This is a genomic window from uncultured Novosphingobium sp., from assembly GCF_964277725.1.
In the GTDB taxonomy this organism is placed as follows: Bacteria; Pseudomonadota; Alphaproteobacteria; order Sphingomonadales; family Sphingomonadaceae; genus Novosphingobium; species Novosphingobium fluoreni.
The window spans coordinates 1-26,218 of sequence record NZ_CAXYKL010000125.1 but is presented as its reverse complement, the minus strand read 5'-3'; the positions used below and the strand labels follow the sequence as shown (position 1 = coordinate 26,218).

Genomic DNA, 26,218 nt, shown 5'->3' with positions numbered 1-26,218 from the left:
TCGCAGGCTTCGTCGGCGATGCTTTCGCAGGCGAACCAGAGCCAGCAGAACGTGCTGTCGCTGCTCCGCTAAGAGCGGCGTAGCTAACGCTTAGCCCACCTTCGCGGTGGGTCCGGGCCCGGCGGTGTTCCCCAGACCGCCGGGCCTTTTTGCGTGTCGAACCGTGAGAGCCGCCCCAATTCGGCCTCTTTCATGCAACGCGGGTAGCGGGTAAGGCGGTCGGCCAGCCATCCGGTGATCTTAGCCTCTCGTGAAATTCTTCAGCGCCATCGATCGTTATATCCTGCGCCTTGTGCTGATGCCCATGCTGGGCGTGTTCGTGCTCGCGGCCTCGCTGCTGATGCTGGACAAGATGCTGCGATTGTTCGATTTCGTGGCGGCGGCGGGTGGCCCGGTGGGCATCGTCTTCAAGATGCTGGCCAACCTGCTTCCGGAATACGCAAGCCTTGCGATCCCGCTGGGACTGATGCTGGGCATCCTGCTCGCCTTCCGCAAGCTGGCCACTTCCAGTGAGCTGGACGTGATGCGCGCGGTGGGCCTCAGCTACACCCGCCTGCTGCGCGTGCCCTATATCTTGGCGCTGACGTTGGCGCTGCTGAACTTCACGATCGTGGGCTATCTGCAGCCGCTGGCGCGATATTATTACGAACAGCTGGATTACGAGCTGAAATCCGGCGCGCTGGGCGCGGCGATCAAGGTGGGTGAATTCACCACGCTCAAGGATCGCGTCGCCTTGCGGATCGAACAGAGCCAGGACGATGGCCGCCGTCTGATCGGCATTTTCGCGCGCGTGGCGGACAAAAAGGGGCAGGTGCTTTCCATCTCCGCCAAGGAGGGCAGCTTCCTAGCGCTGAGGAATGCGCCCGATACGATCATTCTGCGCTTGTCCGAAGGCCAGATCATCCAGGACGTCCCGGGCGAGTTGCCCCGCGTGCTCAGCTTTACCCGGCATGACCTGCCGATCGATCTGCCCGCCATCGAACGCTTCCGCACGCGCGGGGCCAATGGGGAACAGCGCGAATACCTGTTGCCGCAGCTGCTCTCGATCGGCTGGAACAAGAGCCTGCCCAAAGCGCAGCGCGTGTCCAGCCAGGCGGACTTCAACTTCCGCATGGTGGAAGTGATGATGATGCTGTTGCTGCCACTCCTGGCGGTGTCGCTGGCGATCCCGCCCAAGCGATCCACCTCTTCGCTGGGCCTGTTCGTGTCGATCGTGATGGTGGTCGCCTATCACAAGGTGAACCAGTATGCCGCCGATGTCGCCGCACTGGGCAAAGTCAGCCCGCTGCTGGGCCTGTGGGGGCCGTTTCTGGTGCTCGCCGCCCTGATCCTGTGGATGTATTACCGCGTGGCTTACGTGCCCGGCGGACAGGCGATCGGCTGGCTGGAGAAGGGTTTCGAAACCGTGGCCAAGCGGTTCAAGATGCTGCTGCGCCGCCATCGCAAGGGACCGATCATGCTGCCGGACCCTGGCCCGCAAACCAGCGCGCAACCGAGCGAGGGCGCCTGACGTGCAATTCGAATTCTTCCCCTCGCGCACGCTGACGATCTACCTGGCACGCCTGTTCGTGACGCGGATCTTCGCCGTGCTGTTCATGCTGGTGCTGGTCCTGCAAATGCTGGACCTGCTGGGTGAGAGCGGCGACATTCTGGCCTACCCCGGCAACGGGCAGGGGCAGCTGCTGTATTACGTGTCGATGCGGCTGCCGCAGCTGGTGGCGCGCTTCCTGCCCTATTCGGTCCTGCTGGCGACGATCATCACCCTCGCCACCTTGAATCAGAACAGCGAGGTCATCTCGATGAAGGCCGCCGGGCTTTCGGCGCATCAGGTGCTTGCCCCGCTGGTGGCGGCCGCCCTGGCGATCTCCGGCCTCAGCTTCGTGTTCAACGAACGCGTGGTGACGCGCGCTACCGCTGCGCTCAACGCCTGGGAAGCGGTGGACTATGGCCCGATCCCCAAGACCTCCACCGCGCGCAACAACCTATACCTGGCGGAAGGGCGCGATATCTTGTTGGCCGGAACGCTCTCGGGTGAGGGCAACGCCATGGTGATGACGCAAGTCACCTACTACCGGCGCGATGGCAGCGGCATGATCGTGGAACAGCTGCGGGCACCGCGCGCCACTTACGCGAATCCGGGATGGCGGCTGGAGAACCCGGTGGAATTCAACGCGCAGACGATCACCCAGCAGCGCATGGGTTCGGCCGTTGTCGCCAAGGGCATCACACCCGCACGGATCGCGATCAGCGGTGTCGATGCCGATGGCGAGGGTCTGTTCACGCTGACCAAGTCGATCGATGCGATGGCGCTGGCGGGCCGGCGCACCACGGACCTTCAGGCGGCCTGGTGGCACAAACTTTCCGGCCCGCTCTCCGCCGCGCTGATGCCGCTGCTGGGGGCGATCGCCGCGTTCGGACTGGCGCGCTCAGGCCAGCTGTTGATCCGCGCGGTGATCGGCATGGCGTTAGGCTTTGCCTACTTCGTGTTCGACAATGCCGCCTTGGCCATGGGCAATTTCGGCGGCTATCCGCCGTTCGTGGCGGCCTGGGCTCCGTTCCTGCTGTTTCTGCTGATCGGTGAGACAGTGCTGATCAGGACCGAGGAATAGCGGTCACTACCGCTCCCCGTCCCGCAGTCACCCCACCCGCATCGTGCTGCGCGCGATCTTGCCGACGAGCGCGAACAGCCCCGGATGGTTCGCCTTTACGTAAGTGCCGTCAGTGCCCAAGTGCGCGCTGAGGCGGCGGTGGGCTTCGGCCAGCGAATGGTACGGCATGCTGGGCAGCAGGTGGTGCAAGGCGTGATAGCGCAGGCCCACCGGAGCCCACAAAGCGGGGACCGGCCCGGGCGGCGGTACGTTCACCGAATCGAGGTATTGCGCGGTGACGGTCATCGCCTCGCCCTCGTTCTCCCACAGGTGGGCCACCAGAGTGCGCAGCTGGTTCAGCACCGCGGCCACCGAAACCACACCCATCGCGATCAGAAGCGGACGCCAGCCATAGGTAAAGCTCGCCGCCACAAGCGTGATCGCCCAGACGCTGGCGCCCAGTTCCTGCCAGAACACCATGCGCTTGGCCGCACCCTCCGGCGGGCGGCGGCGGAAACCGGGATTGATCGATAGCGAGGACAGCCGTTCCCACACCAGCTTGCGCAATGGCGGAATCACCGCGCCCAGCGGCACCAGCACGGCGGAGCGCACCAACAGCGCGGGCGGCAGCAGGATCGCGGTGACTAGGAACAGCGGCAGCGACCACGGCTTCATCAGCGCGAGCGGCAGGTATTCCGGATCGTCCGCGGTGCCGTATCGGGTGCGCGCGTGATGCAATTGATGCACGCCCTCATACATCAACGACGGCGTGAGCAGCGGAATGCCGACCAGCACGTTCCACGCGGTGCGAAAGCCGGGCAGCGCGTCGCGGTGGATGTGGGTCAGCTCATGGATGAACAGCATCGCCCGATAGAGCGCCAGCGCCGCGACAAGGCCGCAGGGCACCGCAATCGCCGGGCGATCGGCCAGGATCGTCGCCGCCAGAGCGGTATAGCCGACCGCGGCGGACACCAGCATGTCGGTCCAGTAGATCGCGGGGCGGGCCGTGGAGATGTCACGCGTCAGCTCTACCGCCGCGCGCAGCATGTCCTTGTCGTCCGGGATGGCGACGCGCGCAGGTGCCGCCGGAGAGGCCATGCGCTCTGCCAACTGCGATTCGGCCGGTCCTATGGTCTGGTACACACTCATGTCTTCTAGATCCGTATGCCTTGATGGCCTGGGCGAACTGCGCGGCATTGCTGCTTTGTTTCTGTGGACTGCAGCACTTGCTTGACAACCCACCCGGCACCGCCGCACTTCGCGCACGACCGCTTAACTAACCTGGAACAAAGGCAGCATCGTGGCCGAAGCTCAGCAAACCGCGCAATCGATCCCGGGCGACCTAATCATCGAGCCGGTGTCGGACAAGGCCGGACGCGCCGCCTTTGTCGATTACGCTTATCGGCGAAATGCGGGCGATCCCAACTGGGTCGCCAATCTGCGCATGGAAGAGATCGAGAAATTCACGCCGGGGAAGAACCCGTTCTTCGATCATGCCCGCGTCCAGCTGTTCCTGGCCAAGCGAGCCGGGAAGGTGGTCGGCCGCATCTCGGCGCACATCGATGAACTGGCTTTGGGCCAGCCGGTCGAAAAGGGCATGGGTCCGGGTACCGGCAACTGGGGCGCTATCGAGGCGGATGACGAGGCGGTGGCGCGCAGCCTGATCGCCACGGCGGAAGGCTGGTTGCGGCAGCAGGGCATGCATCGCGTGCTGGCGCCGATGAATTTGTCGGTATGGGAAGAGCCGGGCCTTCAGGTGAAGGGCTTCGAGCACCCGCCGATGGTGATGATGGCGCACCACTCGGCTGACTATCAGCCCTGGGTGGAAGGCGCAGGCTACACGCTGGCGAAAAAGCTGGTCACGTATGATCTTGATATCCGCAAGATCTATCCGCCGCTGATCCAGCGCATCATCTCTTCGGGAGAGAAGAACGCCAAGATCCGCATCCGCGAAGTGGTGTTGAAGGACTTCGACAAGGAGGCCGCGATCATCTGCGACATCCTGAACGATGCCTGGTCGGACAATTGGGGCTTCGTGCCCTTCACCGAAAAGGAAATCGCCTACACCGGCAAGAAACTGAAGCCGCTGGTCCACCCCGACCTGATCCGGATCGCCGAGTATGAAGGGGAGCCGGTGGCGTTCATGATGACCTGGCCGGACCTCAACCAGGCGCAGATGCGGATTAACGGCCGCAACGGCAAACCCTCGCTGCTGGGCTGGATCAAGCTGGCGCTATGGCTGAGGAAGCCGCGCCCCGCCGATATGCGCGTGCCGCTGATGGGCGTGCGCAAGCGGCTGCAAAGCTCGCGCCTGGCCAGCCAGCTGGCCTTCATGATGATCGAATATATCCGCCGTGCTGCCGTCACCAAGTATCGCGGCACGCGTGCGGAGATCGGCTGGATCCTGGAGGACAACCAGGGAATGGTGGCGATCGCCGACTCCATCGACAGCAAGATCAACCGCGAATACCGGATCTACGAAAAGGCGCTGTAACGGGGCCGCTCCAAGCGCTTCCGCCATCCTTGGACAGATCCCTTTCGACAGATCGGGTGGTCTCCCGGACCGGCGTTGGAAGGCGCGCTCCCTAGGTCGGCACAGCCTCAGGCGCGATATCTTCGGTGGGTGTGGCAGGCGTTCCAGAGCCGGCCTTGCGCGCCGAACCGGTTTCGGCCTCATACGTCGGCGGCGCCAGCGGCGGCGCGGAGGTGGCGGTATCGTAGGGCAGCATCGCGTCGCTGGCCGAGCCCGGCAGGACTTGCCCGAACGATGCGCCAGCCTGCTTTGTCTCGTCCTTGCTACCGCAAGCGGCCAGCGTCGCTGCCGCCACCAGGACGAATCCCGATCTCGCCTTCATCATGCGGTTCCTTTGCTTGTGGGCGGGCAGGCCTTGTCCAACGCTTCCAGGAAAGCGGGCATCTGCGCCAGCAAGGCCTGGTCCCACGCCTCTGCCGACACCTTGCGGCCCAGCCGTTCCAGACTGGTCACGCCGAACTCCTCGATACCGCAGGGCACGATGCCGCTGAAATGCGAAAGATCGGGGCTGAGGTTCACAGAAAAGCCGTGCATCGTCACCCAGCGGCGGATGCGCACGCCGATGGCGCCGATCTTCGCCTCACGCCCGTCGATGTCCTGAGTCCAGATGCCGATGCGCCCTTCGCTACGGAAGCTCTCGAGCCCGAACTCTTCCAGAGTGCGGATCACCCAGCCTTCCAGCCCGTGCACAAAACCACGCACGTCGCGCGCGCGCTTGCGCAAATCCATCACGACATAGCCGATGCGCTGGCCGGGGCCGTGATAGGTATAGCGCCCGCCGCGCCCGGCTTCGACCACTTCGAAGCGCGGATCGAGCAATTCGGCCGCCGCCGCGCTGGTGCCGGCGGTATACACCGGCGGGTGCTCCAGCAGCCAGATCAGATCCTGCGCCTCACCATCTGCGATCGCGGCATTGCGCGCCGTCATCTCCGCCAGCGCTTCCCGGTAAGGCACCGGGCGCGCGGCGATGCGCAGTTCAAGGTCGCTGGCAGTGGTGGGGGGAACGGCCGTCATACCGCCTTTGCGTGGCCGCAATCGCTGCGCTTATCAAGGGGGTCTTTCTTCCGTCCGCGCCCGGGCCTAGAGCGGACGTCCGACCACCCGGAGATGACGATGAAGCTCGACAGCAACCGCGCCTGGAAGGACGCCAACCGTGACATATCGCGCAATCGCGATGCGGCCCTGGCGCTGGCAGGCGTGTTCTTCCTGCTGCCGCAACTGGTGCTGGCGCTGTTCTTCCCCCAGCCCGAGCCCACCGTGGGGATGAGCGAGCAGCAGATCGTAGCTCTGGTGCAAAGCTATTACGCCACTGCGCTGCCGGCGATGATACCGCTGGCGATCTGCCAGGCGCTGGGCACGCTGGCGTTGCTCATCCTGTTGCGCCACGCCGCGCGGCCGACCGTGGGAGAAGCGCTGCGGCTGGGTGTGGCAGGCTTGCCGGCCTATCTTGGCGGGCTGATTCTGCTCGGTTTGGGGCTGGGCGTGGTCGGCGTCGCGATCATTACGGTCCTCGCCCTGAGCGGCGTCGTCACGATCGCCGCCGCGGGGGTGCTGCTCGTCCTGCTGCTGTTCGCCGTCGTGCTGTTAAGGGTTTCGTTGTCGGGGGCCGTCGTCGCGATCGAGGGAGAGCGCAATCCGCTGCGGGCCCTGCGCCGGTCCTGGCGGCTGACCAGTGGCAACGCTTGGCGCCTGTTGGCCTTCTACGCCCTGTTTTTCCTGGCGGCGGGCGTGGTGCTGATGATCGTCAACCTGTTCATCGGCTTGCCGCTGCAAATGCTGGGCAGCGCTACGACGGCCGAGATCGGCAACGCGCTGGTCTCCTCCGTCATCACGGGTGTGGCGCAGATGTATTTCGTGGCGATCATCGCCGCGGTCCATCGCCAACTCGGTGGTGATGAAACCGGCGTGCAAAAGCCATTCGAATGACGGAGCCTGAACGGGGCTCCCTGCAAATGCAGCCTGCGGATGAAACCAGCCTGGCCTTTCCGCGCTAGGCGGGGGGCGATGGTCAGGCGGCTCCTTCGTCCTTCCAGCCCCAGAACAGGAAGCAGGGCATCACGTTCAGCAGCTCGAAGTCGTTGTCGATCCGCGTGAAATGGCGGGCCATGAAATCGCGCGCGCGGGAGGTGAACTGGTAGACCAGAAACGCGCCGCCCGGGCGAATCACGCGGTGGGTGGCGGCGGCGATGGCCGGGCCGACACCTTCGGGCAGGGTGGAGAAGGGCAGGCCGGACAGCACGTAGTCCGCATGATCATGGCCTTGCGCTCGAATGATCTCTTCCACATCCGCTGCCGAGCCCAGCACGGCGGTGAAGCGGCTGTCGGTGATGGTGCGGCGCAGGTAATCGATGAACAGCGGGTTCGTATCGATCACGATCAGCGCGCCATCGCGCGGCAGGCGATCGAGTACCGGGCGGCAGAACGTGCCGACGCCGGGGCCATATTCCACGAACAGCTTGCACTCGTCCCACTTCACTCGGCTCAGCATCTTGGCGATGGTGAAGCGCGAGGAGGGGATGATCGATCCGACCATCACCGGATGGCGGATGAAACCTTCAAGGAAAACGCCCCAAGGACCGAGCGAATGCTTGATCTTGCGCACGATTTTCTGTGGCAGCGCCTCGCGGGCGAGCTCTGAACTGGTCATGCTGGAGGCGGCTCTCAGGCTGTCATGGCTTTTTATATCGAACCGGCGCGGTGGCAGATTCATCCCGTCTTGGCAAGGGAGCGCGCCTTGGCGGAGCGCTCAGAGTATCTCGTGGACCTTGTCCTGCGGGCGACAAAGCCGCACGCCTTTTTCGGTTTCCACCAGAGGGCGTTCGATCAGGATGGGTTCTTGCGCCATGGCGGCAAGCACCGTCTGGTCGTCGGCTTCGGGCAAGCCGCGCTCCACCGCGTCGGTCCCGCGGGTGCGCAGCCCGGCTTGCGGGGTGAGCCCGGCATCGCGGTAGAGCTGCGCCAGCTTGTCCACGCTGGGCGGCGTCTTGAGATATTCCACCACCGTCACTTCGACATCGGGCGTTTCCCGCAGGATCGCCAGGGTCTTGCGCGAGGTGCCGCAGCTGGGATTGTGCCAGATCGTGGCCTTCATCGAGGGGTTCCTTCGGATGGTATGATGGTGACTGGAGCGGCGCCGGCAGCGGCGTTGCCCCGCATGGCGCGGCCGGCCTGCTGCACGACGCGCAGCAATCGGGGGTAGACGCCGCAGCGGCACAAGTTGGGTATCGCCGCCTTGATCTGCGCATCGGACGGATTGGCGTTTCGCGCCAGCAGTCCGGCGGCGGCGATGACGATGCCCGGCGTGCAAAAGCCGCACTGGATCGCCTGCTCCGCCACCATCGCCCGCTGCACGGGATGCGAACGATCGCGTGACAGGCCTTCGATGGTGGTGACGGCGCGGCCTTCGCACTCGGCCAGGCTGACCAGGCAGGATCGCCGCGCCTCTCCGTCGATCAGCACCATGCACGCCCCGCAATCGCCCACACCGCAGCCGTATTTCGTGCCCGTCAGATTGGCAGCATCGCGCAGGCCCCACAGAAGGGGCGTGACCGGATCAAGGTCGATCTCGATCGCACGATCGTTGACGGTCAGGCGAGGCATCGGCCGAGGCTTTACCGAAAGGTGCGCCGCTAACGCAAGCCGACCTTCAGCCCGCCCCAGATGGTGCGCGGCGCGCCCAGGTCGATCGACCCGGCCTGGTTGCGGGTGACGATGCGCGCGTCCAGCAGGTTTTCGGCGCGCAGCAACAGACTGACCCCGGGCCGTAGTGGCACCTGCACCACCCCGTCCACGGTGGTGACGGCGGGAAGCACGTCGGTCTGCAGATCATCCTCGTACTGTCGGCCAACGTGGCGAACGGTGCTGCTCAACCGCCAGCCAGCGGCAGGTTGCCAGCCGAGCGTGCCGCTGGCGGCAAGGCGCGGCACTTGCGCGGGGCGCAGGCCGTCAAGCGCGGCGGACGGTCCGCTCGCATCTACCTTGGCGTCCGTCCAGGACAAGCTGGCCTCCAGCGAGAACGCACCCCACGCACCTCGCGCACCAAGCTCCAGGCCGCGCGCGCGAATCGCATCGACATTGCGGCGCTGGCGCGTGGTAGGAGAGAGGGTGACGTTAGCGATGGCGTCCTTTAGCCGGTTGTCAAACGCCGTCACCGTCAGGGCCAGGCCAGCTGAAGGCCGCAGCTCCAAACCTGCCTCATAACCTTCCAGCTTTTCGTTCTTCAGCGCGGCGTTCGCCTGCGTGGTGATCGGGAAGACCACGAAGGGACGGTACAGTTCGTTCAGCGTCGGCTGGCGAAAACCGGTATAAGCGGCAGCCCGGACGCTGATCGCATCGGCCACGCGCCACACCGCACCTCCGCGAAAATTGCTGGTCCAACCGGCGCGATCGGCATAGCGGTTGTCCGTCGTCATGCGGCCGGATGCGGCGATCTCGCGGAAGAAGCCGTTGTCGATCCGCCAGCGATCGGCGCGTGCGCCTGCGGTCAAGGTCAGGCGGCCGATTGTCCAATCGTCTTCGGCGTAGAGGCCTATATCTGTGTTTCGGCCACCTGCACGGCGCAGGGCGGTGCGAAGGCCCGTTTGCGCACTGAACGGTTCCTCGTAAAGCGCGCCTTCCGCCACCCGCAGGTCGGCGCCGAGCCGGGTCATGTGGTTGCGGGCCAGGGGCGGGCGCAGTTCGATCTTGCCGCCGTAGCCGGTGGATGGCGTCTTCACCTGGTCCAGCGTCTTGCGAAAGCTGGTGCTGCTGATGACGATGTTGGCAAAATCCTGCGTCTGGACATAGCCCAGCACATCGAACGCCCAGGCACCCCGGCCTACCAGGCGCAGACTGGCTTGCTGGCCGCTGGAGCGCGAATCGGCGCCGGCAAAGCGCAGGGTGCGCTGATCGTCATAGGCCAGGAGGAATGCCTGCATTTCCGTGGTCGCGTCCAGAGGTGCGACGGCGCGCAATGCGGCTGACCAGCTTTCGAATCCGGCGCGGACGCTGGCGGGAGTGCGCTGGCCCGATGGCGTGGTCCAGAAGCCCTTGCCGCGATCCCATTGCACGCTGGCGACGGCAAAGCCTTGCCCCAGTTGCGGCGCGACGGTGAGGGCGGCCTGCGTCTCGCCACGCTGGTCAACCAGTGCTTCAGCCGTCAGTGGGCCCAGCGTGTCGGGAGAGCCGCTTTCCAGCTCGATCGTGCCCGATACCGCGCCCGCCCCGAATGCGCCTGCACCCCCGCCGCGCGTGACCCGGACCCGCCCCAGCCGCTGCGGCGCGAGTGCGCTGAACGGAATGTAGCCGAAGAACGGGTTGGCCACCGGCACGCCGTCCAGCAGGACCAGCGCGCGGCTTGAGGCATTGCCACCCAGCGCGCGCAGCGTCGCGCCTTGATTGGACGGGTTGGCGGAGCGACTGTCAGACCGGCGGAACTGAGAGAACCCGGCGACGGAGGCCAGCACATCCTCGATTCGGCCCGAAGCACTGGCGGCGATGGCATCGCGCTCCAGCACGGTCGTATCGTAAGCGGGCGTGGCGGGCGTATCGGACAGGCCGCGCCCGATGACGGTTATGGGATAAGGCTCACCTGTGGGCCGGGCCGGTTGCGCGGCGGCCGGGCATGGCAGTGCGAGTGTAATGATCGCGCCGATCCAGGCGGGACCAGAAGGTGACCGTAAGACGGTTCGCAAGGAGGCGCGCATCGGCGCTCCCTAGGCCGACAGCTATCGCGCGTCTTGTGCTTTCAGCGAAGCGGGGAGGATTTGCGCGTGGCGCGCAAATGCGCGATCACGCCGCTGGCCCACAACGCCCACCCGATGATCAGCGGCTGGGCCAGCAATCGGGGGACGTGATAGGCCAGGCCCAGGCCATGACCGGGCCGCGCCATGTCCAGTTGCATGTGGTGGTAGTTCGCCGGCCACACGCACAAAGCATATAGCGCCAAGCCCCATCCCGCCGCGCGCCGCAACAGCAGGGAGCGTGTCTGCACCAAGCCGATAGCACCGGCGATCTCCGCCATTCCGGTCAGCGCGATGACGACGTCAGGCGCGGGCACCCAGTCTGGCGTGATCGCGAGGAAGGGAGCAGGCCGCGCCAGATGGATGATCCCCGCCGCGCCATAGACGGCGGCCAGGATCAAGCGTCCCCACTTTCGGCTCCTCGGCTCCGGAACGCCGATCAGGCTCAACGCGCCGATGCCACCTTCTTGTATGGCACGAACTGCTGCAGGCCGACGAAACCGCTATAGAACCGCGAGTTGCGATCAATCAGCGTCACGGTATCGACGCTGCAAAGCTGGCCGTTCAGGGGCTTGGTCACCATGATATCGTCATTGTCCAGCGACTCGGGATTGCTGGGCCGGTTGACATACAACGTGCTGCCATAGCGATAGACGATCGCCGTCTTATCGATGATGCGCTGTTCGCTGGACTGGCCCAGCGGCAAGCAGTTCACCGGCTTGCCCGGCTCCCGCCCGTCGAGCATCTTGGCCAGTTGCGCCTCACCCGTCAGCCGGTCCCGAGCAACAGCAGGAGGGGCGGCTACAATAGTGGCGGAAATGGCGGCCAGTACGATCGCCGCGCTTGATTGCTTTTTCATTGCGACCTCTTGTTCGGTGTTCTTCACGCGACCAATAGCCGGCTCGCGCTGAACCAGTGCTGAAAAGTAACGCACAAGATCGCCGGATGGATCCGCCGGTTCAGCTGGATCAGGCCGTTCCGCCCACGGTCAGCCCCTCGATCAGCAAAGTGGGCTGCCCGACGCCCGCAGGCACGCTCTGCCCGCCCTTGCCGCAGACGCCCACGCCTTCGTCCAGCGCCATGTCGTTGCCGATGCCGGTGACGCGGGTGAGGACCGACGGCCCATCGCCGATCAGCGTTGCGCCCTTGATCGGTGCGCCCAGCTTGCCATTCTCCACCTTGTAGGCCTCGGTGCAGGAGAATACGAACTTGCCCGAAACGATATCGACCTGACCGCCGCCAAAGCTCTTGGCGTAGATGCCGTTCTTGATGCGGCTCAGCAGTTCCGCCGGATCGTCGTTGCCGCCCTTCATGAAGGTGTTGGTCATGCGCGGCATCGGCACGTGGGCATAGCTTTCGCGGCGGCCGTTGCCGGTCGGCTCTACGCCCATCAGGCGGGCATTCAGCCGATCCTGCATATAGCCTTTGAGGATGCCGTCCTCGATCAGCACTGTTTCCTGGGTAGGAGTGCCTTCGTCATCGATCGATAGCGATCCGCGCCGGTTCACGATCGAGCCATCGTCCACCACGGTGACGCCCGGTGCCGCGACTCGCTCGCCGATGCGGCCAGAAAAGGCGCTGGTGCCCTTGCGGTTGAAATCGCCTTCCAGGCCGTGGCCCACCGCTTCGTGCAGCAGGACGCCGGGCCAGCCCGGTGCGCACAGCACCGTCATCTCTCCGGCCGGAGCATCCACGCTTTCCAGGTTCACCAGGGCTTGGTTCAGCGCGATATCGATGCCGCGGTTCCAGTTCTTGGGATCGAACAGATCATCATAGAGCCAGCGACCGCCCATGCCGAACGTGCCGGTTTCGCGACGGCCGTTGCTTTCGGCGACGATCGAGATCGACAGGCGCACCAGCGGGCGCACGTCGGTGGCGACAAAGCCATCCGCCCGCACGATCTCGACCACGGACCAGCTGCCGGTGATCGAGCAGGACACTTGCGCCACGCGCGGATCGCGGGCGCGGGCGGCAGCGTCCACCGTCTCCAGCAGCTTCACCTTTTCGGCGAAGGGCACCAGGTCGAGCGGGGATGCGTCAGTGTAGAGATGGCGATTGCTGGCGCGGGGCGGTGCCGGGCGGATACCGGTGGCCGGGTCCAGCAGCTTCAGCGTCTCACCCGCGCGGCGGATCGCGGCGGCGCTGATGTCGTTGGCGTGGGCGAATCCGGTCATCTCGCCCGAAACGCCACGCAGGCCGAAGCCCGCATCGCGCGAATAGTCGCAGGTTTTCAGCCGTCCGTCGTCGAAGCCGAACGCCTCGGAGGCGATGAATTGCAGGTACAGTTCGCCATCGTCACACGCCTTCAACGTCTCGGCGGCGAGGGCCTGGGCGTCTTCCGGGGTGAGTTGGCCGGGGCGGTAAAGGAGCGAGCGGGGATCGGGTGCGAATGCCATATGCCGGCAGATATAAGCACCCGCGTGGATTGCGCCAGCACCCGCTTCGTTGCGGATGCGCGATCGTTACGGATTGCTGCTGGTGCTCGCGCTGGCGCCGAACTCATCCAGATCGCCCGGAAACACTTCGGTGCGCTCACGCTCGTGGGTGGCCGCGCCCTTCAGCACGAAGCGGCGATCGCAATAGCCGCATTCGACATAGCCCTTCTGGTCGATTTCCAGATAGACACGCGGATGGCCCAGCGCCGCACCGGCGCGGATGTCGGTCGCGCCGTCACAGAATACGCGGCGCTTGTCGGTGTAGACGGTCTCGGGCGGGTTGGTCATGGTTGGCGCGATTACCAAGGGCGTCGCGGCTTTGCCAGAGGGAATGCGGCGGCAGGTCTTTACCCCGGCGCGATCCTGCCCCAAATGCCGCGCATGACCGATCAACCCGCCATTTCCATCCGCGATGTCGTGAAGCGCTACGCCCCGGTGGGCGGGGGCGAGGGTAAACTGGCGCTGAAGGGCGTCAGCTTCGACGTGCCGGTCGGCAAGATTTTCGGCCTGCTCGGCCCCAACGGCGCGGGCAAGTCCACGCTGATCAACATCATGGCGGGCCTTGTCAAAAAGACGTCCGGATCGATCGACATCTGGGGCTTCGATATCGATCAGAACATGCGCAATGCCAAGCGGTCGATCGGGATCGTGCCGCAGGAAATCGTGTTCGACCCGTTCTTCACGCCGTTCGAGGTGCTGGAGATCCAGGCGGGGCTTTACGGCATCACCCAGCACCTGCGCCGCTCCGAAGAGCTGCTGCGCGCGGTCCATTTGGCAGACAAGCGCAATGCCTATGCCCGCACATTGTCTGGCGGGATGAAGCGACGGCTGCTGATCGCCAAGGCCCTGGTCCATCAGCCGCCCGTGCTGGTGCTGGACGAGCCGACCGCCGGTGTCGACGTGGAGCTGCGTCGCCAGCTGTGGGAACTCGTGACCCAAATGAACCGTGAGGGCGTCACCATCGTCCTCACCACGCATTACCTGGAGGAAGCAGAAGAGCTGTGCGATCAGATCGCCATCATCAACCATGGCGAGTGCATCGCCAACAAGCCCACGCGTGAACTGGTCGGCATGGCGCGGGAAAAGGTGGTGGAACTGACGCTGGACCGGGATCTCGGCCAACTGCCGGTCGACGCCGCTTTCATCAAGAGCGAAAAGACCGGTGAGCGCACCATCGCGATCACGTACAACAAGGACCGCAGCAACGCCGGGCAAGTGCTGGCGTCCGTGCAGGCGCAGGGCTTTGCCATCGTCGACGTCACGACGCGCGAAGCCGATCTGGAAGACGTGTTCGTCAGCCTGACGAGTGAGGGTCAGACGGCTTGACTGGAGATACCGGCGATACCGCCCCGGTGTCGTTCTTCCAGTTGCCGCGCGAGCGACGGCGAATGGCCCGGCCGCAACGGCGGCATTCGCCGACGTAGCTCAGCCCGTCCCAATGGGCGGTCGATCGTTTGGGGTTGTGTCGGTCAAACAGGCACAGGATTCGCTTCAGAACCATACGTTCATCCCTTCCGCCTTTCAGACGGCTCCCCCCCAAGGAAGTATCACGATACCGCGCAATACCGGTGCGGCCCCCACGGCACCCGTACAGTAGGTGATAATACTTATCCCTCTTGGGCAAGGCGCGCAATCGGCATCATTGCCCGTCACAAAAGATTGCGGGTGCCCCGCGATGGCGGCAAGGAGGCGGCATGGATGACCTGAATGCGGCCACGGAGCCGGCTTATGACGTGATCATCGTCGGCTCTGGCGCGGCCGGGCTGACGGCGGCGCTGGCGCTTGCGCAGACGCTAAAAGTGCTGGTGCTGGCCAAGGGCGAGCTGACCGGCGGCTCCACCGCATGGGCACAGGGCGGCATCGCCGCTGTGCTCGATGCGGGCGATACCTTCGAAGACCATATCCGCGATACGATGGTGGCCGGGGCCGGGCTCAACCGCCTGGAGACGGTGGAATTCGTGATCGAGCGCGCGCCCCATGCGATCGAGCGGCTGGCGGAACTGGGGGTGCCGTTCAACACGGACGGCAATTCGCTGCATCTGACTCGTGAGGGGGGCCACTCGCACCGAAGGATCGTCCATGTCGACGATGCCACCGGCTGGGCAGTGCAGGCCGCGCTGCTGAAAGCGGCGCAGGCCAATCCCAACATCACCCTGCTGCCGGGCCTCGCCTGCATCGATCTTATCACCGGGCGGCATGAGCAGCGCTATTCAGGCTCTGGCCGGGTCTGGGGCGTCTACGCGTTAAATCAGGAAACCGGCCAGGTGGAGGCGCATACCGCGCGGGCCACGATCCTTGCCACCGGCGGCGCGGGGCGCGTCTATCAGTTCAGCACCGCCCCACGCGGCGCGACCGGGGACGGCATCGCCATGGCGTGGCGCGCAGGAGCGCGAGTCTCCAACATGGAGATGATGCAGTTCCATCCGACCTGCCTCTACAATCTGGACGTGAAGAACTTCCTCATCACCGAGGCGGTGCGGGGCGAAGGCGGGCGGCTGATCAATCCGCGCACCGGCAAGCGCTTCATGACGTTCTACGATCCCGAGCGGCTGGAGCTGGCCCCGCGTGACGTGGTGGCGCGCGCGATCGATTCGGAGATCAAGCGCTTCGGCCTGGATTACGTCCACCTGGATATCAGCCACCAGCCGCCCGAGTTCGTGCGCGAGCATTTCCCGACGATCTACGAAAAGCTGCTGGGCCTGGGTCTGGACATGACGCGCCAGCCGATCCCGGTGGTGCCTGCCCAGCATTACACCTGCGGCGGCATCCTGATCGACATGAACGGCAAGACCGATCTGCCCGGCCTCTACGCCGCGGGCGAATGCACCGAAAGCGGCTTGCACGGGGCCAATCGCCTGGCCTCGAACTCGCTGCTGGAATGCTTCGTCTTCGGCGAGGCGGCCGCCGCGCATATCCTGGCGCAATGGGACGCCTTCGATGCCCCGCCGCCGGTTCGAGCGTGGGACGAAAGCCGCGTCATCGAGGCTGACGAGGAAGTGGTGATCAAGCAGAACTGGACGGAAATCCGCCGATTCATGTGGAACTATGTGGGCATCGTGCGCACCACCAAGCGGCTGGAACGGGCCGCGCACCGCATCAAGCTGCTGAACGACGAGATCGAGGAATATTACCGCCACTTCCGCGTCTCGACCGACCTGATCGAGTTGCGCAACCTGCTGCAAAGCGCCGATCTCATCGTGTGCTCGGCGCTCAAACGGCACGAAAGCCGGGGGCTGCACTACACGCTGGATTATCCCGAAACGGCGGCAGAGGCCCGGGACACGGTGCTGGTTCCGTAAGTGCACTGCGCGCTGTCCCTATCCTACTCCGCTCGACACGAGCGGAGGTAGGGAGTGATGGCGCTCAGCTGATCCCGAACACCCGGCCAAGGAAGATCAGCACGATCGCGCCGATCACGGAGGCGAGGCAGCCGGCCCGGTTGAAGTCCCCGGAACCCCGGCTTGCGACCAGTCCCGCGATGAGCGAGCCGCCGATGCCCAGCAGAATCGTGGCGATCCAGCCCATGTTGACCGAGCCAGGATAGAAAAAGCGTGCCAGCACGCCGATGATCAGGCCGCTGATGATGGCGCTGATGATGTTGATCATGAGCTAAGGCCCTTCCACGTCGATGATCCCCGAAGATGCTGTCGAAAACGCAGCATCTTCTTTGCGGTTGCGAGGGCACCATACCAATTTGCTCCGCCGATCGCTTGAGGGAAGACATGGGGCGATTGGTCGCAAACATGATTCGGTTCGGCGCGCGTAAATGTGGAAAAAGATTTAGTCCGATTTCGCGATTTGCCCCTTGCAGCCTGTCTGCGCGAAGGAGTCGCGCAGCTTCGCTATGAGGAGGCGGTTCGAAAGCCCCTCTTGCCGTCGATTCGCGAAACGCGCACTATGGGTTGTGGTTCTTTGCAGGAGGAGCCCTCAATACCTAGTTAAGCAGGGTCTCTCGCGCTTAGAGCGAAGCACCATCGGTGCAGCGTCTCAAGAACGGTAAAGCCAAGCTGTGACGGAATTGAGGATGGCCCGCCGCAAGGCCGATGAGATTGGCTTACAGGGGACGCAACGTGGACTTCAGACCGGGCAGCGAAGGGCAGATAGATACCGTGGATGCCGATCAGACCGTAATGCCGTTTGTCGAAAAGACGGCCACGAGTTCGGGTAAGGGGCCGCGCCCGACCGAAGAAGCGGTGACGGCCGCGCCCGTGAAGGATGTACCCGCGAAGAAGGTCAGCGATTCCAAGACGATCAATGATCGCCGCTTCACCATCACCACTGACGATACGCGTGATTCGCTGCTGACGGAATTCGGCAAGGATACGCTGGACGATCGCTACCTGCTGCCGGGCGAGAAATACCAAGATCTCTTCGCGCGTGTGGCCGATGCCTATGCCGACGATCAGGACCACGCCCAGCGGCTTTACGATTACATCTCGAAGCTGTGGTTCATGCCCGCGACGCCGGTGCTGTCGAACGGCGGAACCGGTCGCGGCCTGCCGATCTCGTGCTACCTGAACTCAGTCGATGACAGCCTGGAAGGCATCGTCGCCACTTGGAACGAGAACGTCTGGCTCGCCTCGCGTGGCGGCGGCATCGGCACCTATTGGGGTGCGGTGCGTGGCATTGGTGAGCCGGTCGGCCTGAACGGCAAGACCAGCGGCATCATTCCCTTCGTCCGTGTGATGGATTCGCTGACGCTGGCGATCAGCCAGGGTTCGCTGCGCCGCGGCTCGGCGGCCTGCTACCTCGATGTCTCGCACCCCGAGATCGAGGAGTTCCTGGAAATCCGCAAGCCTTCGGGCGATTTCAACCGCAAGGCGCTCAACCTGCACCACGGCGTGCTGCTGACCGACGAGTTCATGGAAGCCGTGCGCAATGGCGACGAGTTCGCGTTGCGTAGCCCCAAGGACGGTTCGGTGCGCGGGAAGGTGGACGCGCGCTCGCTCTTCCAGAAGCTGGTCGAGACGCGCCTCGCGACCGGTGAGCCCTATATCGTGTTCTCCGATACGGTGAACCGCATGATGCCGCGCCACCATCGCGAGCTGGGGCTCAAGGTTTCCACCTCGAACCTGTGTTCCGAGATCACGCTGCCTACGGGCCGTGATCACCTGGGCAACGATCGCACCGCGGTGTGCTGTCTCTCCTCGCTCAACCTGGAAACCTGGGAGGAATGGCGCGCCGACAAGCGCTTCGTGGAAGACGTGCTGCGTTTCCTCGACAACGTCTTGCAGGATTATATCGATCGGGCGCCGGACGAGATGGCGCGCGCCAAATACTCAGCCGCGCGTGAGCGTTCGGTCGGCATGGGCGTGATGGGCTTCCACTCGTACCTGCAGAAGAAGGGCATCGCCTTCGAAAGCGCGATGGCCAAGGCGCTGAACATGCAGATGTTCCAGTACATCAACCAGAAGGCCAACGAAGCCTCGATGCTGCTGGCGAATGAGCGTGGGCCGTGCCCCGATGCCGCCGACGTCGGCGTGATGGAGCGCTTCAGCTGCAAGATGGCGATCGCGCCCACCGCGTCGATCAGCATCATCTGCGGCGGCACCTCCGCCTGCATCGAGCCGATCCCGGCCAACATTTACACCCACAAGACGCTTTCGGGCAGCTTCGTGGTTAAGAACCCGTATCTGGAAAAGCTGCTGGCTTCGAAAAGCAAGGATTCCAACAATGTGTGGAATTCCATCCTGGAGCATGGCGGCTCCGTACAGCACCTCGACTTCCTCTCGCCTGAGGAAAAGGCGGTCTACAAGACCAGCTTCGAGATCGACCAGCGCTGGCTGCTGGAATTCGCGGCGGATCGCACGCCGTATATCGACCAGGCCCAGTCGCTCAACCTCTATATCCCGGCAGACGTCGACAAGTGGGACCTGATGATGCTGCACTTCCAGGCGTGGGAGCGCGGGATCAAGTCGCTGTACTATCTGCGCTCGAAGTCGGTCCAGCGCGCCGGGTTCGCTGGCGGCGTCGAGGCGGACAATACCCCCGAGGCCCCCAAGTTCGCGATCGGCGAGACCACCGATTACGACGAGTGCCTCGCCTGCCAATAATGATCGCCTGCCGATAAGGATGGCCTGTCGCCGATACAGGCCATCACCCAATCCGAGTTGCCACCGCGAATGCCCTTCCCGGCCGATTTGATCGGTGGGGGAGGGCATTTGGCCGTTATGGCCGGCATGATCGGCGATGATCCAAGGGTTACGCGGAACCAAGCACCCGCGTCGTTCGTCCCTACCTTAAACCACCGCGCCATCGCGCGGCTCAGGATTGGACGAGATCATGCTTCAGCAAACCACCGGCGTGGCCGGAACCGATACCGCCGTACAAAAGCGCCAAGCCGTCGACATCACCGTAACCCTGGCCGAGGGCGCGGCGGCGGGGGCTGTTGCCGGTCTGGCCGGGTCGGCGGTGATGGAGGTGTTCCAAACCTATTCCGCCGCGTTCTTCCAGCCCAAGGGTTCCAATCCGCCCGCCACCGAACAGGCCGCCCTGCGTGCCGCCAGGCTGGTCGGTACGACGCGCTTGCGCCGGGCCGATCGTGAGGCCGGAGGGCAGGCGGTCCACTATGTCTTCGGCACCCTCACCGGCGCGGCTTATGGTGCGCTGGCGGAAAAGGTGCCCGGCGTCACGCGCGGACGCGGTCTGGCCTTCGGCCTCGTATCGGCGCTGCTGATCGATCAGTTGGCGGTGCCTCTGCTGGGATTCGCCAAGCCGCCGTTGCGCTACACCTTGCGCACCCACCTTTACGGCTTCGCTTCGCACGCGGTCTTCGGCATCGTCACCGAAGCGGTGCGCAAGAGTTTGCGCAAGCGCAAGCCGGTCTTGCTGGAAAGCGCCGGGGCGCGATCGGGCATCACGTTGGCGGATGTTTCGGTGCCGCTGTTGCTGGGCCTCGCCAATGGCCAGCGCACGTTCACTCCACCCGCCGCCGTGACCATCGCCGCCGCCAGCCAGGGTTTGGGCTTGCAGGGAACGCCCCTCTCGTTCCTCACTTCGAAGTGGACTGGCGCGATCATGAGCGCGGCGGCGATTGGGGAGTATGTGGCGGACAAGCAGCCCAATACCCCGGCCCGTATCGCGGCACCGGGCGTGGCGGGCCGGTTGATCGGCGGTGCCTTGTCAGGCGCGGCGGCGGCACGGCCCGGGCGCGCGCTGGTCGCGGCCGGCCTTGGGGCTGCCGGCGCGCTGCTAGGGACGTACATCAGCTATCGCGCGCGCATGGTGCTGGCTCGCGCCGTAGGGCGTGATGCGCCGGTCGCATTCCTGGAGGATGCTCTTTCGATTGCCGGCTCGGCAGCGCTGGCGGGCTATGCCGCGCTGCGCGAAAGCCAGCGGGAAGCGCAGCATCGCCCTGATCTGGCTGCGTAAAACCTTGCTTCTTTTCGGTGCGGCGACGATGGAGTGGCTATGGGCACTCTTGTCGTCGTTCTGTCTCAGCTGTTTTGGGGCGTCACTATCGGGGCGCTGACGGGTATCGTTGGCCTGATCCTGAAAGTAGTGCTGACGGCAGGCGGTGTGTTCGGTAGCGGTTTCGCGATCTTTAACTGGCGCAAACTGCGCGATCGTCTGCCGTTTCGCCGCCGCTGACACACGTCTCTCGCTCTGATCCGATACGAAAATGCCCCGGCGTCCTATCGGACACCGGGGCCATCGCACGGCGGAAGAGGGGGAGGGGGAGGTCCGCCGTGGGAAACTCGTTATAAGATCAAGTGGCTCAGGCCTGACCCACGCCCATCGGAACGGGCGTACCCTGCTTCAGGTATATGCGGTTGTCATCAATCCGGTCGATCTGATCGATCGCGATGAAGTGATGTGCACCATCAGAGCTATCGCTCTTGGTCAGCTTGATGCGGTCGTCGACCACTTCATCGACAGTCCCGATATGCTGACCCGAATTATCGGCGATTTCCATGTGCTCTTTAATACGAAGCTTCTCAAACATGAAGGCGTTCCTGTATCGTGTCGTTGCTTACGAATAGAGAACGGAACTGAGTCTTCTTCGTTCCGTAATTTTGCCGCATTGGAGAAACGCTTCGCGGCGTGTCCTCGGGGGCAGGGAACCGTTACGATCACCGACGCTATTTCTTCTGTTCTAGCCAGGACACATTGAGGAGTACGCGCGTGGAAGACGATCGCATCTGGACGTTTGAAAAGGAATTATGGGCCGGCGGCGCCGAGGTTTACGAACAGCGCGTCAGCAAGGATTGCGTCATGGCGCTACCGGCCGAACCTTATCTCTACACAGGAGACCAAGCCACCGCGGCGGTGAAGGACACTCCGCGTTGGGAGGAAGTGAACTTTGCCGAAACACAGGTCAGCCGCCCGCAGGAAGGGCTGATCGTTATCGCCTATCGCGTGAAGGCAAAGCGCGGAGACAAGACCTATCACGCAATATGCACCAGCACCTTGCGCCGTTTGTCGCACGAAGAGTGGGACGTTGTGCAGCACCAGCAAACGCCGCTGGGCGTGATAGTCGCCGATCCCGACGAGAAGGCCTGACGTATTATCCCCCTCTCTCGCCTGGCGGGAGAGAGGGGAACCTCCTTCAGTCTGCGGCTTGGCCGAATGAGGCGTCGCCCCGCCCGGCCAGCAGTACGCGCTCACCGTCGATCCCGTCGATCAGGCTGACGGGCAGGAAGGCCACGCCGTCATCATGAGGGTCGGTGGACGTCAGGCGCAGCCGCTCGCCATCCACCCCCGCCACGTAGCCTAGGGTGTGGCCGTAATTATCGACAACCGCCATGCCCTCGCGAACCGTGCCTTCGGGCGTGGCGAAACTGGCCGGTTCCTGCGTGCCGGACCGTTGCGGCTGCTGCTCGGCGCGAGAAGGCGGGGGAACGGTGCCGATCGCATCCTCCGGCTGGGTGAAAGGATCGCCGGTGCGCCCGGCAGGAGCATTTGCGCCCAAAGTCGATTGCGCCTCGGAAAAGTAGGGCTGCTCCATACTCTGGGGCCCTTCGCCCTCCACCACGGTTTCGGGCCGCTTCTCGTCGTGCGGGGCATCGTCGGGGCCGCGATAGGGCGAAGTGGCATCGGGCCTGCCCGGTTCCGCGATGGAAGCGCCCCCGCCCGAGGTCTGCGATTGGCTTTGCGACTGATTTTTCGATGAGTCCGACAAGGGGCCTGCTCCGGTATGTCATGCCGCGAAAGCTTGCGGCCTTTCCCGCAACAATGAATGGCCGCACCGGGCGGTTCCATGGCAAAGGAAATGCCCGTCGCGCATTCCGCACGCCGCAGCGGATACAAGACCTTGCGGGTGAAATGGGCGATGACCACAAGATATCTGCACCACGCGTCTGTGGACAACGCATTTCGTTCCGATTCTGTACCTCCAAATTTGCCGCAAAATGCTTATCTTCCTGGCAATGCCATGGCGCTGCGTGATCGCGCGCGTCTTCGGCTGCGGGGCGGCTGGTGTCGCCCTCGCCGCCGCTCATTGCCTTTGCCGGAGTATCCGCCATGCCTCTTCTCGAAGCCCGCAAGACCTACAAGCCCTTCGAGTATCCCTGGGCCTACGACATGTGGAAGCGCCAGCAGCAGATCCACTGGATGCCTGAGGAAGTGCCGCTGGGTGAGGATTGCCGCGACTGGGCGCAAAAGATTTCGGATCATGAGCGCAACCTGCTGACCCAGATCTTCCGCTTCTTCACGCAGGCCGATGTGGAGGTGCAGGATTGCTACCACGAGAAATACGCCCGCGTCTTCAAGCCCACCGAGATCAAGATGATGCTGGCCGCCTTCTCCAATATGGAGACGGTGCATATCGCCGCCTACAGCCACCTGCTCGACACCATCGGCATGCCCGAGAGCGAGTACGGCATGTTCCTGGAATATGAGGAGCTGAAGGCCAAGCACGATTACCTGCACACCTTCGGCGTCGATACGGACGAGGATATCGCCCGCACGCTGGCCATGTTCGGTGGCTTCACCGAGGGGCTGCAGCTGTTCGCCAGCTTCGCGATGCTGATGAACTTCCCGCGCTTCAACAAGATGAAGGGCATGGGGCAGATCGTCAGCTGGTCCGTGCGTGATGAAAGCCTGCACTGCGAAGGCATCACCAAGCTGTTCCACACCTTCACCAAGGAGCGCGGCTGCCTGACCAAGGCGGTGAAGGAAGACATCATCGATTGCTGCCAGAAGACGGTGCGTCTGGAAGACGCTTTCATCGATCTGGCGTTCGAGCAGGGCCCGGTCCCCGGCATGAGCGCCAAGGAGATCAAGCGCTACATCCGCTACATCGCCGATTGGCGCCTGGGCCAGCTCGGCCTGCCCGAGATCTACATGATCGAAGACCACCCGCTGCCCTGGCTGCAGCCGCTGCTGAACGGCGTGGAGCACGCCAACTTCTTCGAAACCCGCGCCACCGAATATTCCAAGGGCGCCACCCGCGGCAACTGGGGCGACGTGTGGAGCAACTTCGACTCCCGCCGCAAGGCCCGGACGGGCGAAGAAGCCAACGACGAAGTGGAACTGGTGCCGGGCCTATTCGGCGAGAGCGTCGCGGCGGAGTGAGTGGAGAGCTGGTCGTATTTGCGGGGTTTAGTGAGTTGGAAAAGAAAAAGAGCGGCAAAGGCAGTTTGGCTAAGACTTACGGCGTGCGAAGGTCGGGGCTCGTCGCACAGCCTTCGCCTAATATAACTACAACTTACTATTCCGCGACTTCGCTGAAGGGAGGGTGGCATACATATGAGGGAAAGGTTGTAGTTCGTGATGGAAAAACTGGGGGCATTGTTTCGGCATCTAATAAAGAGCCTGAAAAGTCGAATTAGCTATATTTGGTTCGCAGTGCCCGTGGCATCTTGGTGCCTTGCGTTTTACCTTATACAATCTAAATGGTTTACTGGCTTCTCGTCTAGTCTAAATGAAAATGCGCTCAAGAACACAGCGTCTCTGGGTGACTCATTTGGTTCTATATCTGCGTTGATGGCTTCCCTTGCTGCTGTCGGCGCCATACTTGCTCTTTCTGAGCAGCGGTCCGCAACACGACGGAGTGTATTCATATCAACGTTCACGAGCATGATGGATCGTCTTCAGCAAGTCGTCCAAGACACAGACTACATCATAATTGAAAGAGTTAATGAGGGCAGTGGCGTACTGATCGAGCAAGTCGTTGCAACACGAAGCGGGCAGAAAGCATTTTATGAGCTTGCTCAAGAGCTTCGAATATTCATACAGGAACGAGCAAAAGATTGCTTGTGCTATAATGGGCTAAAATTCGAGGGCTTAGCCCTAAAGACGTATGAGGACTTTTTTGAAGAATACAAAGATGATCTTGGCCACTATTTTCGGCAAGTGTACCATATTCTGCTGTACGTTCATGAATCACAAGAGTCTGACAAGCAGCGTTTTGCTCGGGTACTCCGGGCAGCGTGCACCAATTCTCAACTTCTCCTGCTTGGCTACAATACCATTTCTGGTGAAGGCCGTATAAAGTTTACCGAGCTAATAAGAAATTACTCTATGCTCCACAATTTGGGGTTTGAGGCTGATGCTTTGGGAAAACTAGAGCGAGACATGATTTTAGACCGGGTAGGAAAACAAGCGTTGACCTCAAGGTCGCAGGCAGAAGACTTCATTAACCCGGAATTTAAACAAAGAGAAAAACGGAACGTCAGTGCAAAGGACGCTTTTCGCGAACATCTTCTTGCAAACGGATTAAACACCGACATTGGCGGACCGTGGGTGCAGCCTCTAGAGCGGTTTTAGATTGCTTCCGGTCAATTGACCGACGCAATCTAATTAAACACCTCTCTTGAAGGGCGATAAACTCTTTTATGACCGCCAAATCCTCCATTGCCAGCAAGTCGCTCTGGACGATCGGGACGTATGCCGCGTCGGCGTCGATCCGGTTTGGCAGCAATATCGTGCTCTCGCGGTTGCTGGGGCCGGAGATCCTGGGCGTGGTCGTGATTGCGCAGGCGATCCGCACCGGGTGTGATCTGCTGACCGACCTCGGGCCGGAGCAGAATGTCGTCCACAGTCCGCATGGCGAGGACGAGCGGTTCCTCAATTCGCTCTGGACTCTGCAGGTCGTGCGCGGGTTGCTGGTCTCGCTCGCCTGTCTGGCGCTGACGCCGGTGCTGGCGCGGTTCTATCGGATCGACTGGGCGATCCTGGCGGTGGTGAGCGCCGCGCCGTTCCTCAATTCGCTGATGTCCACCTCGATCTTCAGCGCGGCCAAGCGGCTGGACGTGAAGGCGCGCAACCTGTTCGAACTGAGCGCGGAGGCGGTGGGCCTTGTCATCACCTTGGTGCTGGCGTTGAGCTTGCGCAATGTGTGGGCGCCGGTGCTGGGTATCCTGCTCTCGATCGCGGCCCGCTCGGCGATGACGTACCTGATGCCCCACCCGCGCCACCGGCTGCTGCTGGACAAGGTGCATGCGCCCGCGATTTTCCACTTCAGCAAGTGGATCATGCTCTCCTCGCTGTCCTTCTACGCGGCGATCTATGTCGACCGGCTGTTCCTGGGGCGCGTGGTGCCGCTGGCGACGCTGGGCGTCTATGGCCTGGCCCGTGCGATCTCTGACTTGCCCAACACGGTGGCCGGGCGGCTGGCGTTCCAGATCGTGTTTCCCTTTGTAGCAAAGCACCAGAACGAGTTGGAGCCCGGGTCGCCCGCTCGGCGCGAACTGGCGCAGACACGGCGCAACTTCCTGCTGCTGGTGCTGGTGGGCATCGCCACCGTCATGGCTTGGTCGGACTGGGCGGTGCACATCCTCTACGGCAACCGCTATGCCGAGGCGGGTTGGATGCTGTGCCTACTGCTGATCGGCGGCTGGATCGCCATGCTGTCCTCCTTGAACGAGGCGCACTGTCTCGCACCATGGCGTTTGTCGCGTGGAGGCGTCGTCTGGTCGACGCAGCCGGTTCGGTGTCAGCTTGTGTGCAACTTGCGCACGGCACGCGGCATTCTCCGGGCAAACGCCTAGTTGATGGAAG

The 26,218-nt window shown here is 63.4% G+C and carries 27 protein-coding genes; 13 read left to right on the top strand and 14 right to left on the bottom strand.

Going from position 1 to position 26,218, the window contains the following annotated elements; translation table 11 throughout:
• The first annotated feature begins 250 nt into the window (after positions 1 to 250).
• Positions 251 to 1,510: an LptF/LptG family permease gene (locus ACHWRX_RS07455; RefSeq protein ID WP_288418183.1), complete on the top strand. Its 1,260-nt coding sequence runs from the start codon at positions 251 to 253 to the stop codon at positions 1,508 to 1,510.
• 1 nt (position 1,511) lies between these two features.
• Positions 1,512 to 2,609, top strand: coding sequence for an LPS export ABC transporter permease LptG (gene lptG / locus ACHWRX_RS07450; RefSeq protein WP_394658712.1), 1,098 nt, complete (start codon positions 1,512 to 1,514; stop codon positions 2,607 to 2,609).
• A gap of 27 nt (positions 2,610 to 2,636) precedes the next feature.
• Here lptG and ACHWRX_RS07445 read toward each other — a convergent pair whose 3' ends face one another.
• Positions 2,637 to 3,737 carry a fatty acid desaturase family protein gene (locus tag ACHWRX_RS07445; protein ID WP_394658711.1) on the bottom strand — a complete coding sequence of 367 codons (1,101 nt, stop codon included), beginning with the start codon at positions 3,735 to 3,737 and terminating at the stop codon, positions 2,637 to 2,639.
• Between the two features lie 151 nt (positions 3,738 to 3,888).
• Between ACHWRX_RS07445 and ACHWRX_RS07440 the strand changes: the two genes are divergently transcribed.
• Positions 3,889 to 5,082: an N-acetyltransferase gene (locus ACHWRX_RS07440; protein WP_288418181.1), complete on the top strand. Its 1,194-nt coding sequence runs from the start codon at positions 3,889 to 3,891 to the stop codon at positions 5,080 to 5,082.
• Between the two features lie 91 nt (positions 5,083 to 5,173).
• Here ACHWRX_RS07440 and ACHWRX_RS07435 read toward each other — a convergent pair whose 3' ends face one another.
• A complete protein-coding gene (locus tag ACHWRX_RS07435) occupies positions 5,174 to 5,443 on the bottom strand; it encodes a hypothetical protein (RefSeq protein ID WP_394658710.1) in 270 nt (89 codons plus the stop codon).
• Positions 5,443 to 6,135: a lipoyl(octanoyl) transferase LipB gene (lipB, locus tag ACHWRX_RS07430; protein ID WP_394658709.1), complete on the bottom strand. Its 693-nt coding sequence runs from the start codon at positions 6,133 to 6,135 to the stop codon at positions 5,443 to 5,445. The genes ACHWRX_RS07435 and lipB overlap by 1 nt, the downstream gene beginning before the upstream one ends.
• A gap of 99 nt (positions 6,136 to 6,234) precedes the next feature.
• On the opposite strand from lipB, the gene ACHWRX_RS07425 reads away from it, so the two are divergent.
• Positions 6,235 to 7,047, top strand: coding sequence for a hypothetical protein (locus tag ACHWRX_RS07425; RefSeq protein WP_394658708.1), 813 nt, complete (start codon positions 6,235 to 6,237; stop codon positions 7,045 to 7,047).
• An 82-nt stretch (positions 7,048 to 7,129) separates the two neighbouring features.
• Here ACHWRX_RS07425 and ACHWRX_RS07420 read toward each other — a convergent pair whose 3' ends face one another.
• The 8 genes from ACHWRX_RS07420 to ACHWRX_RS07385 all read right to left on the bottom strand — a co-directional run bounded on the left by ACHWRX_RS07420 (position 7,130) and on the right by ACHWRX_RS07385 (position 13,564).
• Entirely contained in the window at positions 7,130 to 7,768 is a 639-nt protein-coding gene (locus ACHWRX_RS07420; protein WP_394658707.1) for a class I SAM-dependent methyltransferase, read from the bottom strand.
• Positions 7,769 to 7,867: 99 nt separating this feature from the next.
• The gene (locus ACHWRX_RS07415) at positions 7,868 to 8,212 is read right to left on the bottom strand and encodes an arsenate reductase family protein (RefSeq protein ID WP_394658706.1); all 345 of its coding nucleotides are present in this window, start codon (positions 8,210 to 8,212) and stop codon (positions 7,868 to 7,870) included.
• Positions 8,209 to 8,721, bottom strand: coding sequence for a (2Fe-2S)-binding protein (locus ACHWRX_RS07410; RefSeq protein WP_394658705.1), 513 nt, complete (start codon positions 8,719 to 8,721; stop codon positions 8,209 to 8,211). The genes ACHWRX_RS07415 and ACHWRX_RS07410 overlap by 4 nt, the downstream gene beginning before the upstream one ends.
• Before the next feature lie 29 nt (positions 8,722 to 8,750).
• Positions 8,751 to 10,805: a TonB-dependent receptor plug domain-containing protein gene (locus ACHWRX_RS07405; RefSeq protein ID WP_394658704.1), complete on the bottom strand. Its 2,055-nt coding sequence runs from the start codon at positions 10,803 to 10,805 to the stop codon at positions 8,751 to 8,753.
• A gap of 41 nt (positions 10,806 to 10,846) precedes the next feature.
• Entirely contained in the window at positions 10,847 to 11,242 is a 396-nt protein-coding gene (locus ACHWRX_RS07400) for a DoxX family protein (protein ID WP_058736208.1), read from the bottom strand.
• A 44-nt stretch (positions 11,243 to 11,286) separates the two neighbouring features.
• Positions 11,287 to 11,700 (bottom strand): hypothetical protein, encoded by a 414-nt coding sequence (locus ACHWRX_RS07395; protein WP_288418186.1) that lies wholly within the window; start codon positions 11,698 to 11,700, stop codon positions 11,287 to 11,289.
• Positions 11,701 to 11,809: 109 nt separating this feature from the next.
• The gene (tldD, locus tag ACHWRX_RS07390) at positions 11,810 to 13,237 is read right to left on the bottom strand and encodes a metalloprotease TldD (protein WP_183615470.1); all 1,428 of its coding nucleotides are present in this window, start codon (positions 13,235 to 13,237) and stop codon (positions 11,810 to 11,812) included.
• Between the two features lie 66 nt (positions 13,238 to 13,303).
• Complete coding sequence (locus ACHWRX_RS07385) at positions 13,304 to 13,564, bottom strand: zinc-finger domain-containing protein (protein WP_288485586.1); 261 nt, start codon at positions 13,562 to 13,564, stop codon at positions 13,304 to 13,306.
• Between the two features lie 93 nt (positions 13,565 to 13,657).
• Between ACHWRX_RS07385 and ACHWRX_RS07380 the strand changes: the two genes are divergently transcribed.
• The gene (locus tag ACHWRX_RS07380) at positions 13,658 to 14,602 is read left to right on the top strand and encodes an ABC transporter ATP-binding protein (RefSeq protein ID WP_394658703.1); all 945 of its coding nucleotides are present in this window, start codon (positions 13,658 to 13,660) and stop codon (positions 14,600 to 14,602) included.
• Between the two features lie 368 nt (positions 14,603 to 14,970).
• Positions 14,971 to 16,575, top strand: a complete 1,605-nt coding sequence (gene nadB / locus ACHWRX_RS07375; RefSeq protein WP_394658702.1) for an L-aspartate oxidase — start codon at positions 14,971 to 14,973, stop codon at positions 16,573 to 16,575.
• Positions 16,576 to 16,639: 64 nt separating this feature from the next.
• Here nadB and ACHWRX_RS07370 read toward each other — a convergent pair whose 3' ends face one another.
• Complete coding sequence (locus tag ACHWRX_RS07370; protein WP_394658701.1) at positions 16,640 to 16,882, bottom strand: GlsB/YeaQ/YmgE family stress response membrane protein; 243 nt, start codon at positions 16,880 to 16,882, stop codon at positions 16,640 to 16,642.
• A gap of 464 nt (positions 16,883 to 17,346) precedes the next feature.
• On the opposite strand from ACHWRX_RS07370, the gene ACHWRX_RS07365 reads away from it, so the two are divergent.
• The 3 genes from ACHWRX_RS07365 (at position 17,347) to ACHWRX_RS07355 (ending at position 20,866) form a co-directional block, all read left to right on the top strand.
• The gene (locus ACHWRX_RS07365; RefSeq protein WP_394658700.1) at positions 17,347 to 19,329 is read left to right on the top strand and encodes a ribonucleoside-diphosphate reductase subunit alpha; all 1,983 of its coding nucleotides are present in this window, start codon (positions 17,347 to 17,349) and stop codon (positions 19,327 to 19,329) included.
• Between the two features lie 229 nt (positions 19,330 to 19,558).
• Positions 19,559 to 20,647, top strand: coding sequence for a DUF1440 domain-containing protein (locus tag ACHWRX_RS07360; RefSeq protein WP_288487322.1), 1,089 nt, complete (start codon positions 19,559 to 19,561; stop codon positions 20,645 to 20,647).
• A 39-nt stretch (positions 20,648 to 20,686) separates the two neighbouring features.
• Positions 20,687 to 20,866 carry a hypothetical protein gene (locus ACHWRX_RS07355; RefSeq protein WP_394658699.1) on the top strand — a complete coding sequence of 60 codons (180 nt, stop codon included), beginning with the start codon at positions 20,687 to 20,689 and terminating at the stop codon, positions 20,864 to 20,866.
• 127 nt (positions 20,867 to 20,993) lie between these two features.
• Here the strand turns inward: ACHWRX_RS07355 and ACHWRX_RS07350 are convergent, their stop codons facing one another.
• A complete protein-coding gene (locus tag ACHWRX_RS07350; protein ID WP_058736201.1) occupies positions 20,994 to 21,221 on the bottom strand; it encodes a DUF2171 domain-containing protein in 228 nt (75 codons plus the stop codon).
• Between the two features lie 179 nt (positions 21,222 to 21,400).
• Here ACHWRX_RS07350 and ACHWRX_RS07345 point away from each other — a divergent pair, with 179 nt between their 5' ends.
• Complete coding sequence (locus ACHWRX_RS07345; protein WP_394658698.1) at positions 21,401 to 21,778, top strand: DUF4440 domain-containing protein; 378 nt, start codon at positions 21,401 to 21,403, stop codon at positions 21,776 to 21,778.
• A gap of 46 nt (positions 21,779 to 21,824) precedes the next feature.
• Here the strand turns inward: ACHWRX_RS07345 and ACHWRX_RS07340 are convergent, their stop codons facing one another.
• Entirely contained in the window at positions 21,825 to 22,397 is a 573-nt protein-coding gene (locus ACHWRX_RS07340; protein ID WP_394658697.1) for a DUF2171 domain-containing protein, read from the bottom strand.
• 341 nt (positions 22,398 to 22,738) lie between these two features.
• Here ACHWRX_RS07340 and ACHWRX_RS07335 point away from each other — a divergent pair, with 341 nt between their 5' ends.
• The 3 genes from ACHWRX_RS07335 (at position 22,739) to ACHWRX_RS07325 (ending at position 26,208) form a co-directional block, all read left to right on the top strand.
• Positions 22,739 to 23,791 carry a ribonucleotide-diphosphate reductase subunit beta gene (locus ACHWRX_RS07335; RefSeq protein ID WP_288418163.1) on the top strand — a complete coding sequence of 351 codons (1,053 nt, stop codon included), beginning with the start codon at positions 22,739 to 22,741 and terminating at the stop codon, positions 23,789 to 23,791.
• Positions 23,792 to 23,989: 198 nt separating this feature from the next.
• The gene (locus ACHWRX_RS07330) at positions 23,990 to 24,985 is read left to right on the top strand and encodes a putative phage abortive infection protein (RefSeq protein ID WP_394658713.1); all 996 of its coding nucleotides are present in this window, start codon (positions 23,990 to 23,992) and stop codon (positions 24,983 to 24,985) included.
• Between the two features lie 68 nt (positions 24,986 to 25,053).
• On the top strand, positions 25,054 to 26,208 hold the full coding sequence (locus ACHWRX_RS07325; protein ID WP_394658696.1) for an oligosaccharide flippase family protein: 1,155 nt from the start codon (positions 25,054 to 25,056) through the stop codon (positions 26,206 to 26,208).
• The last annotated feature ends 10 nt before the right edge of the window (positions 26,209 to 26,218 follow it).

Bases quoted from the DNA above. Each gene is read 5' to 3' on its own strand.
- ACHWRX_RS07445 (WP_394658711.1), bottom strand. From the start codon at position 3,737: ATGAGTGTGTACCAGACCATAGGACCGGCCGAATCGCAGTTGGCAGAG.
- ACHWRX_RS07435 (WP_394658710.1), bottom strand. From the start codon at position 5,443: ATGAAGGCGAGATCGGGATTCGTCCTGGTGGCGGCAGCGACGCTGGCC.
- tldD (WP_183615470.1), bottom strand. From the start codon at position 13,237: ATGGCATTCGCACCCGATCCCCGCTCGCTCCTTTACCGCCCCGGCCAA.
- ACHWRX_RS07410 (WP_394658705.1), bottom strand. From the start codon at position 8,721: ATGCCTCGCCTGACCGTCAACGATCGTGCGATCGAGATCGACCTTGAT.
- ACHWRX_RS07405 (WP_394658704.1), bottom strand. From the start codon at position 10,805: ATGCGCGCCTCCTTGCGAACCGTCTTACGGTCACCTTCTGGTCCCGCC.
- ACHWRX_RS07395 (WP_288418186.1), bottom strand. From the start codon at position 11,700: ATGAAAAAGCAATCAAGCGCGGCGATCGTACTGGCCGCCATTTCCGCC.
- ACHWRX_RS07330 (WP_394658713.1), top strand. From the start codon at position 23,990: ATGGAAAAACTGGGGGCATTGTTTCGGCATCTAATAAAGAGCCTGAAA.
- nadB (WP_394658702.1), top strand. From the start codon at position 14,971: ATGGATGACCTGAATGCGGCCACGGAGCCGGCTTATGACGTGATCATC.
- ACHWRX_RS07325 (WP_394658696.1), top strand. From the start codon at position 25,054: ATGACCGCCAAATCCTCCATTGCCAGCAAGTCGCTCTGGACGATCGGG.
- ACHWRX_RS07360 (WP_288487322.1), top strand. From the start codon at position 19,559: ATGCTTCAGCAAACCACCGGCGTGGCCGGAACCGATACCGCCGTACAA.
- ACHWRX_RS07385 (WP_288485586.1), bottom strand. From the start codon at position 13,564: ATGACCAACCCGCCCGAGACCGTCTACACCGACAAGCGCCGCGTATTC.
- ACHWRX_RS07415 (WP_394658706.1), bottom strand. From the start codon at position 8,212: ATGAAGGCCACGATCTGGCACAATCCCAGCTGCGGCACCTCGCGCAAG.
- lipB (WP_394658709.1), bottom strand. From the start codon at position 6,135: ATGACGGCCGTTCCCCCCACCACTGCCAGCGACCTTGAACTGCGCATC.
- ACHWRX_RS07350 (WP_058736201.1), bottom strand. From the start codon at position 21,221: ATGTTTGAGAAGCTTCGTATTAAAGAGCACATGGAAATCGCCGATAAT.
- ACHWRX_RS07380 (WP_394658703.1), top strand. From the start codon at position 13,658: ATGACCGATCAACCCGCCATTTCCATCCGCGATGTCGTGAAGCGCTAC.
- ACHWRX_RS07335 (WP_288418163.1), top strand. From the start codon at position 22,739: ATGCCTCTTCTCGAAGCCCGCAAGACCTACAAGCCCTTCGAGTATCCC.
- ACHWRX_RS07420 (WP_394658707.1), bottom strand. From the start codon at position 7,768: ATGACCAGTTCAGAGCTCGCCCGCGAGGCGCTGCCACAGAAAATCGTG.
- ACHWRX_RS07355 (WP_394658699.1), top strand. From the start codon at position 20,687: ATGGGCACTCTTGTCGTCGTTCTGTCTCAGCTGTTTTGGGGCGTCACT.
- ACHWRX_RS07425 (WP_394658708.1), top strand. From the start codon at position 6,235: ATGAAGCTCGACAGCAACCGCGCCTGGAAGGACGCCAACCGTGACATA.
- ACHWRX_RS07370 (WP_394658701.1), bottom strand. From the start codon at position 16,882: ATGATCAACATCATCAGCGCCATCATCAGCGGCCTGATCATCGGCGTG.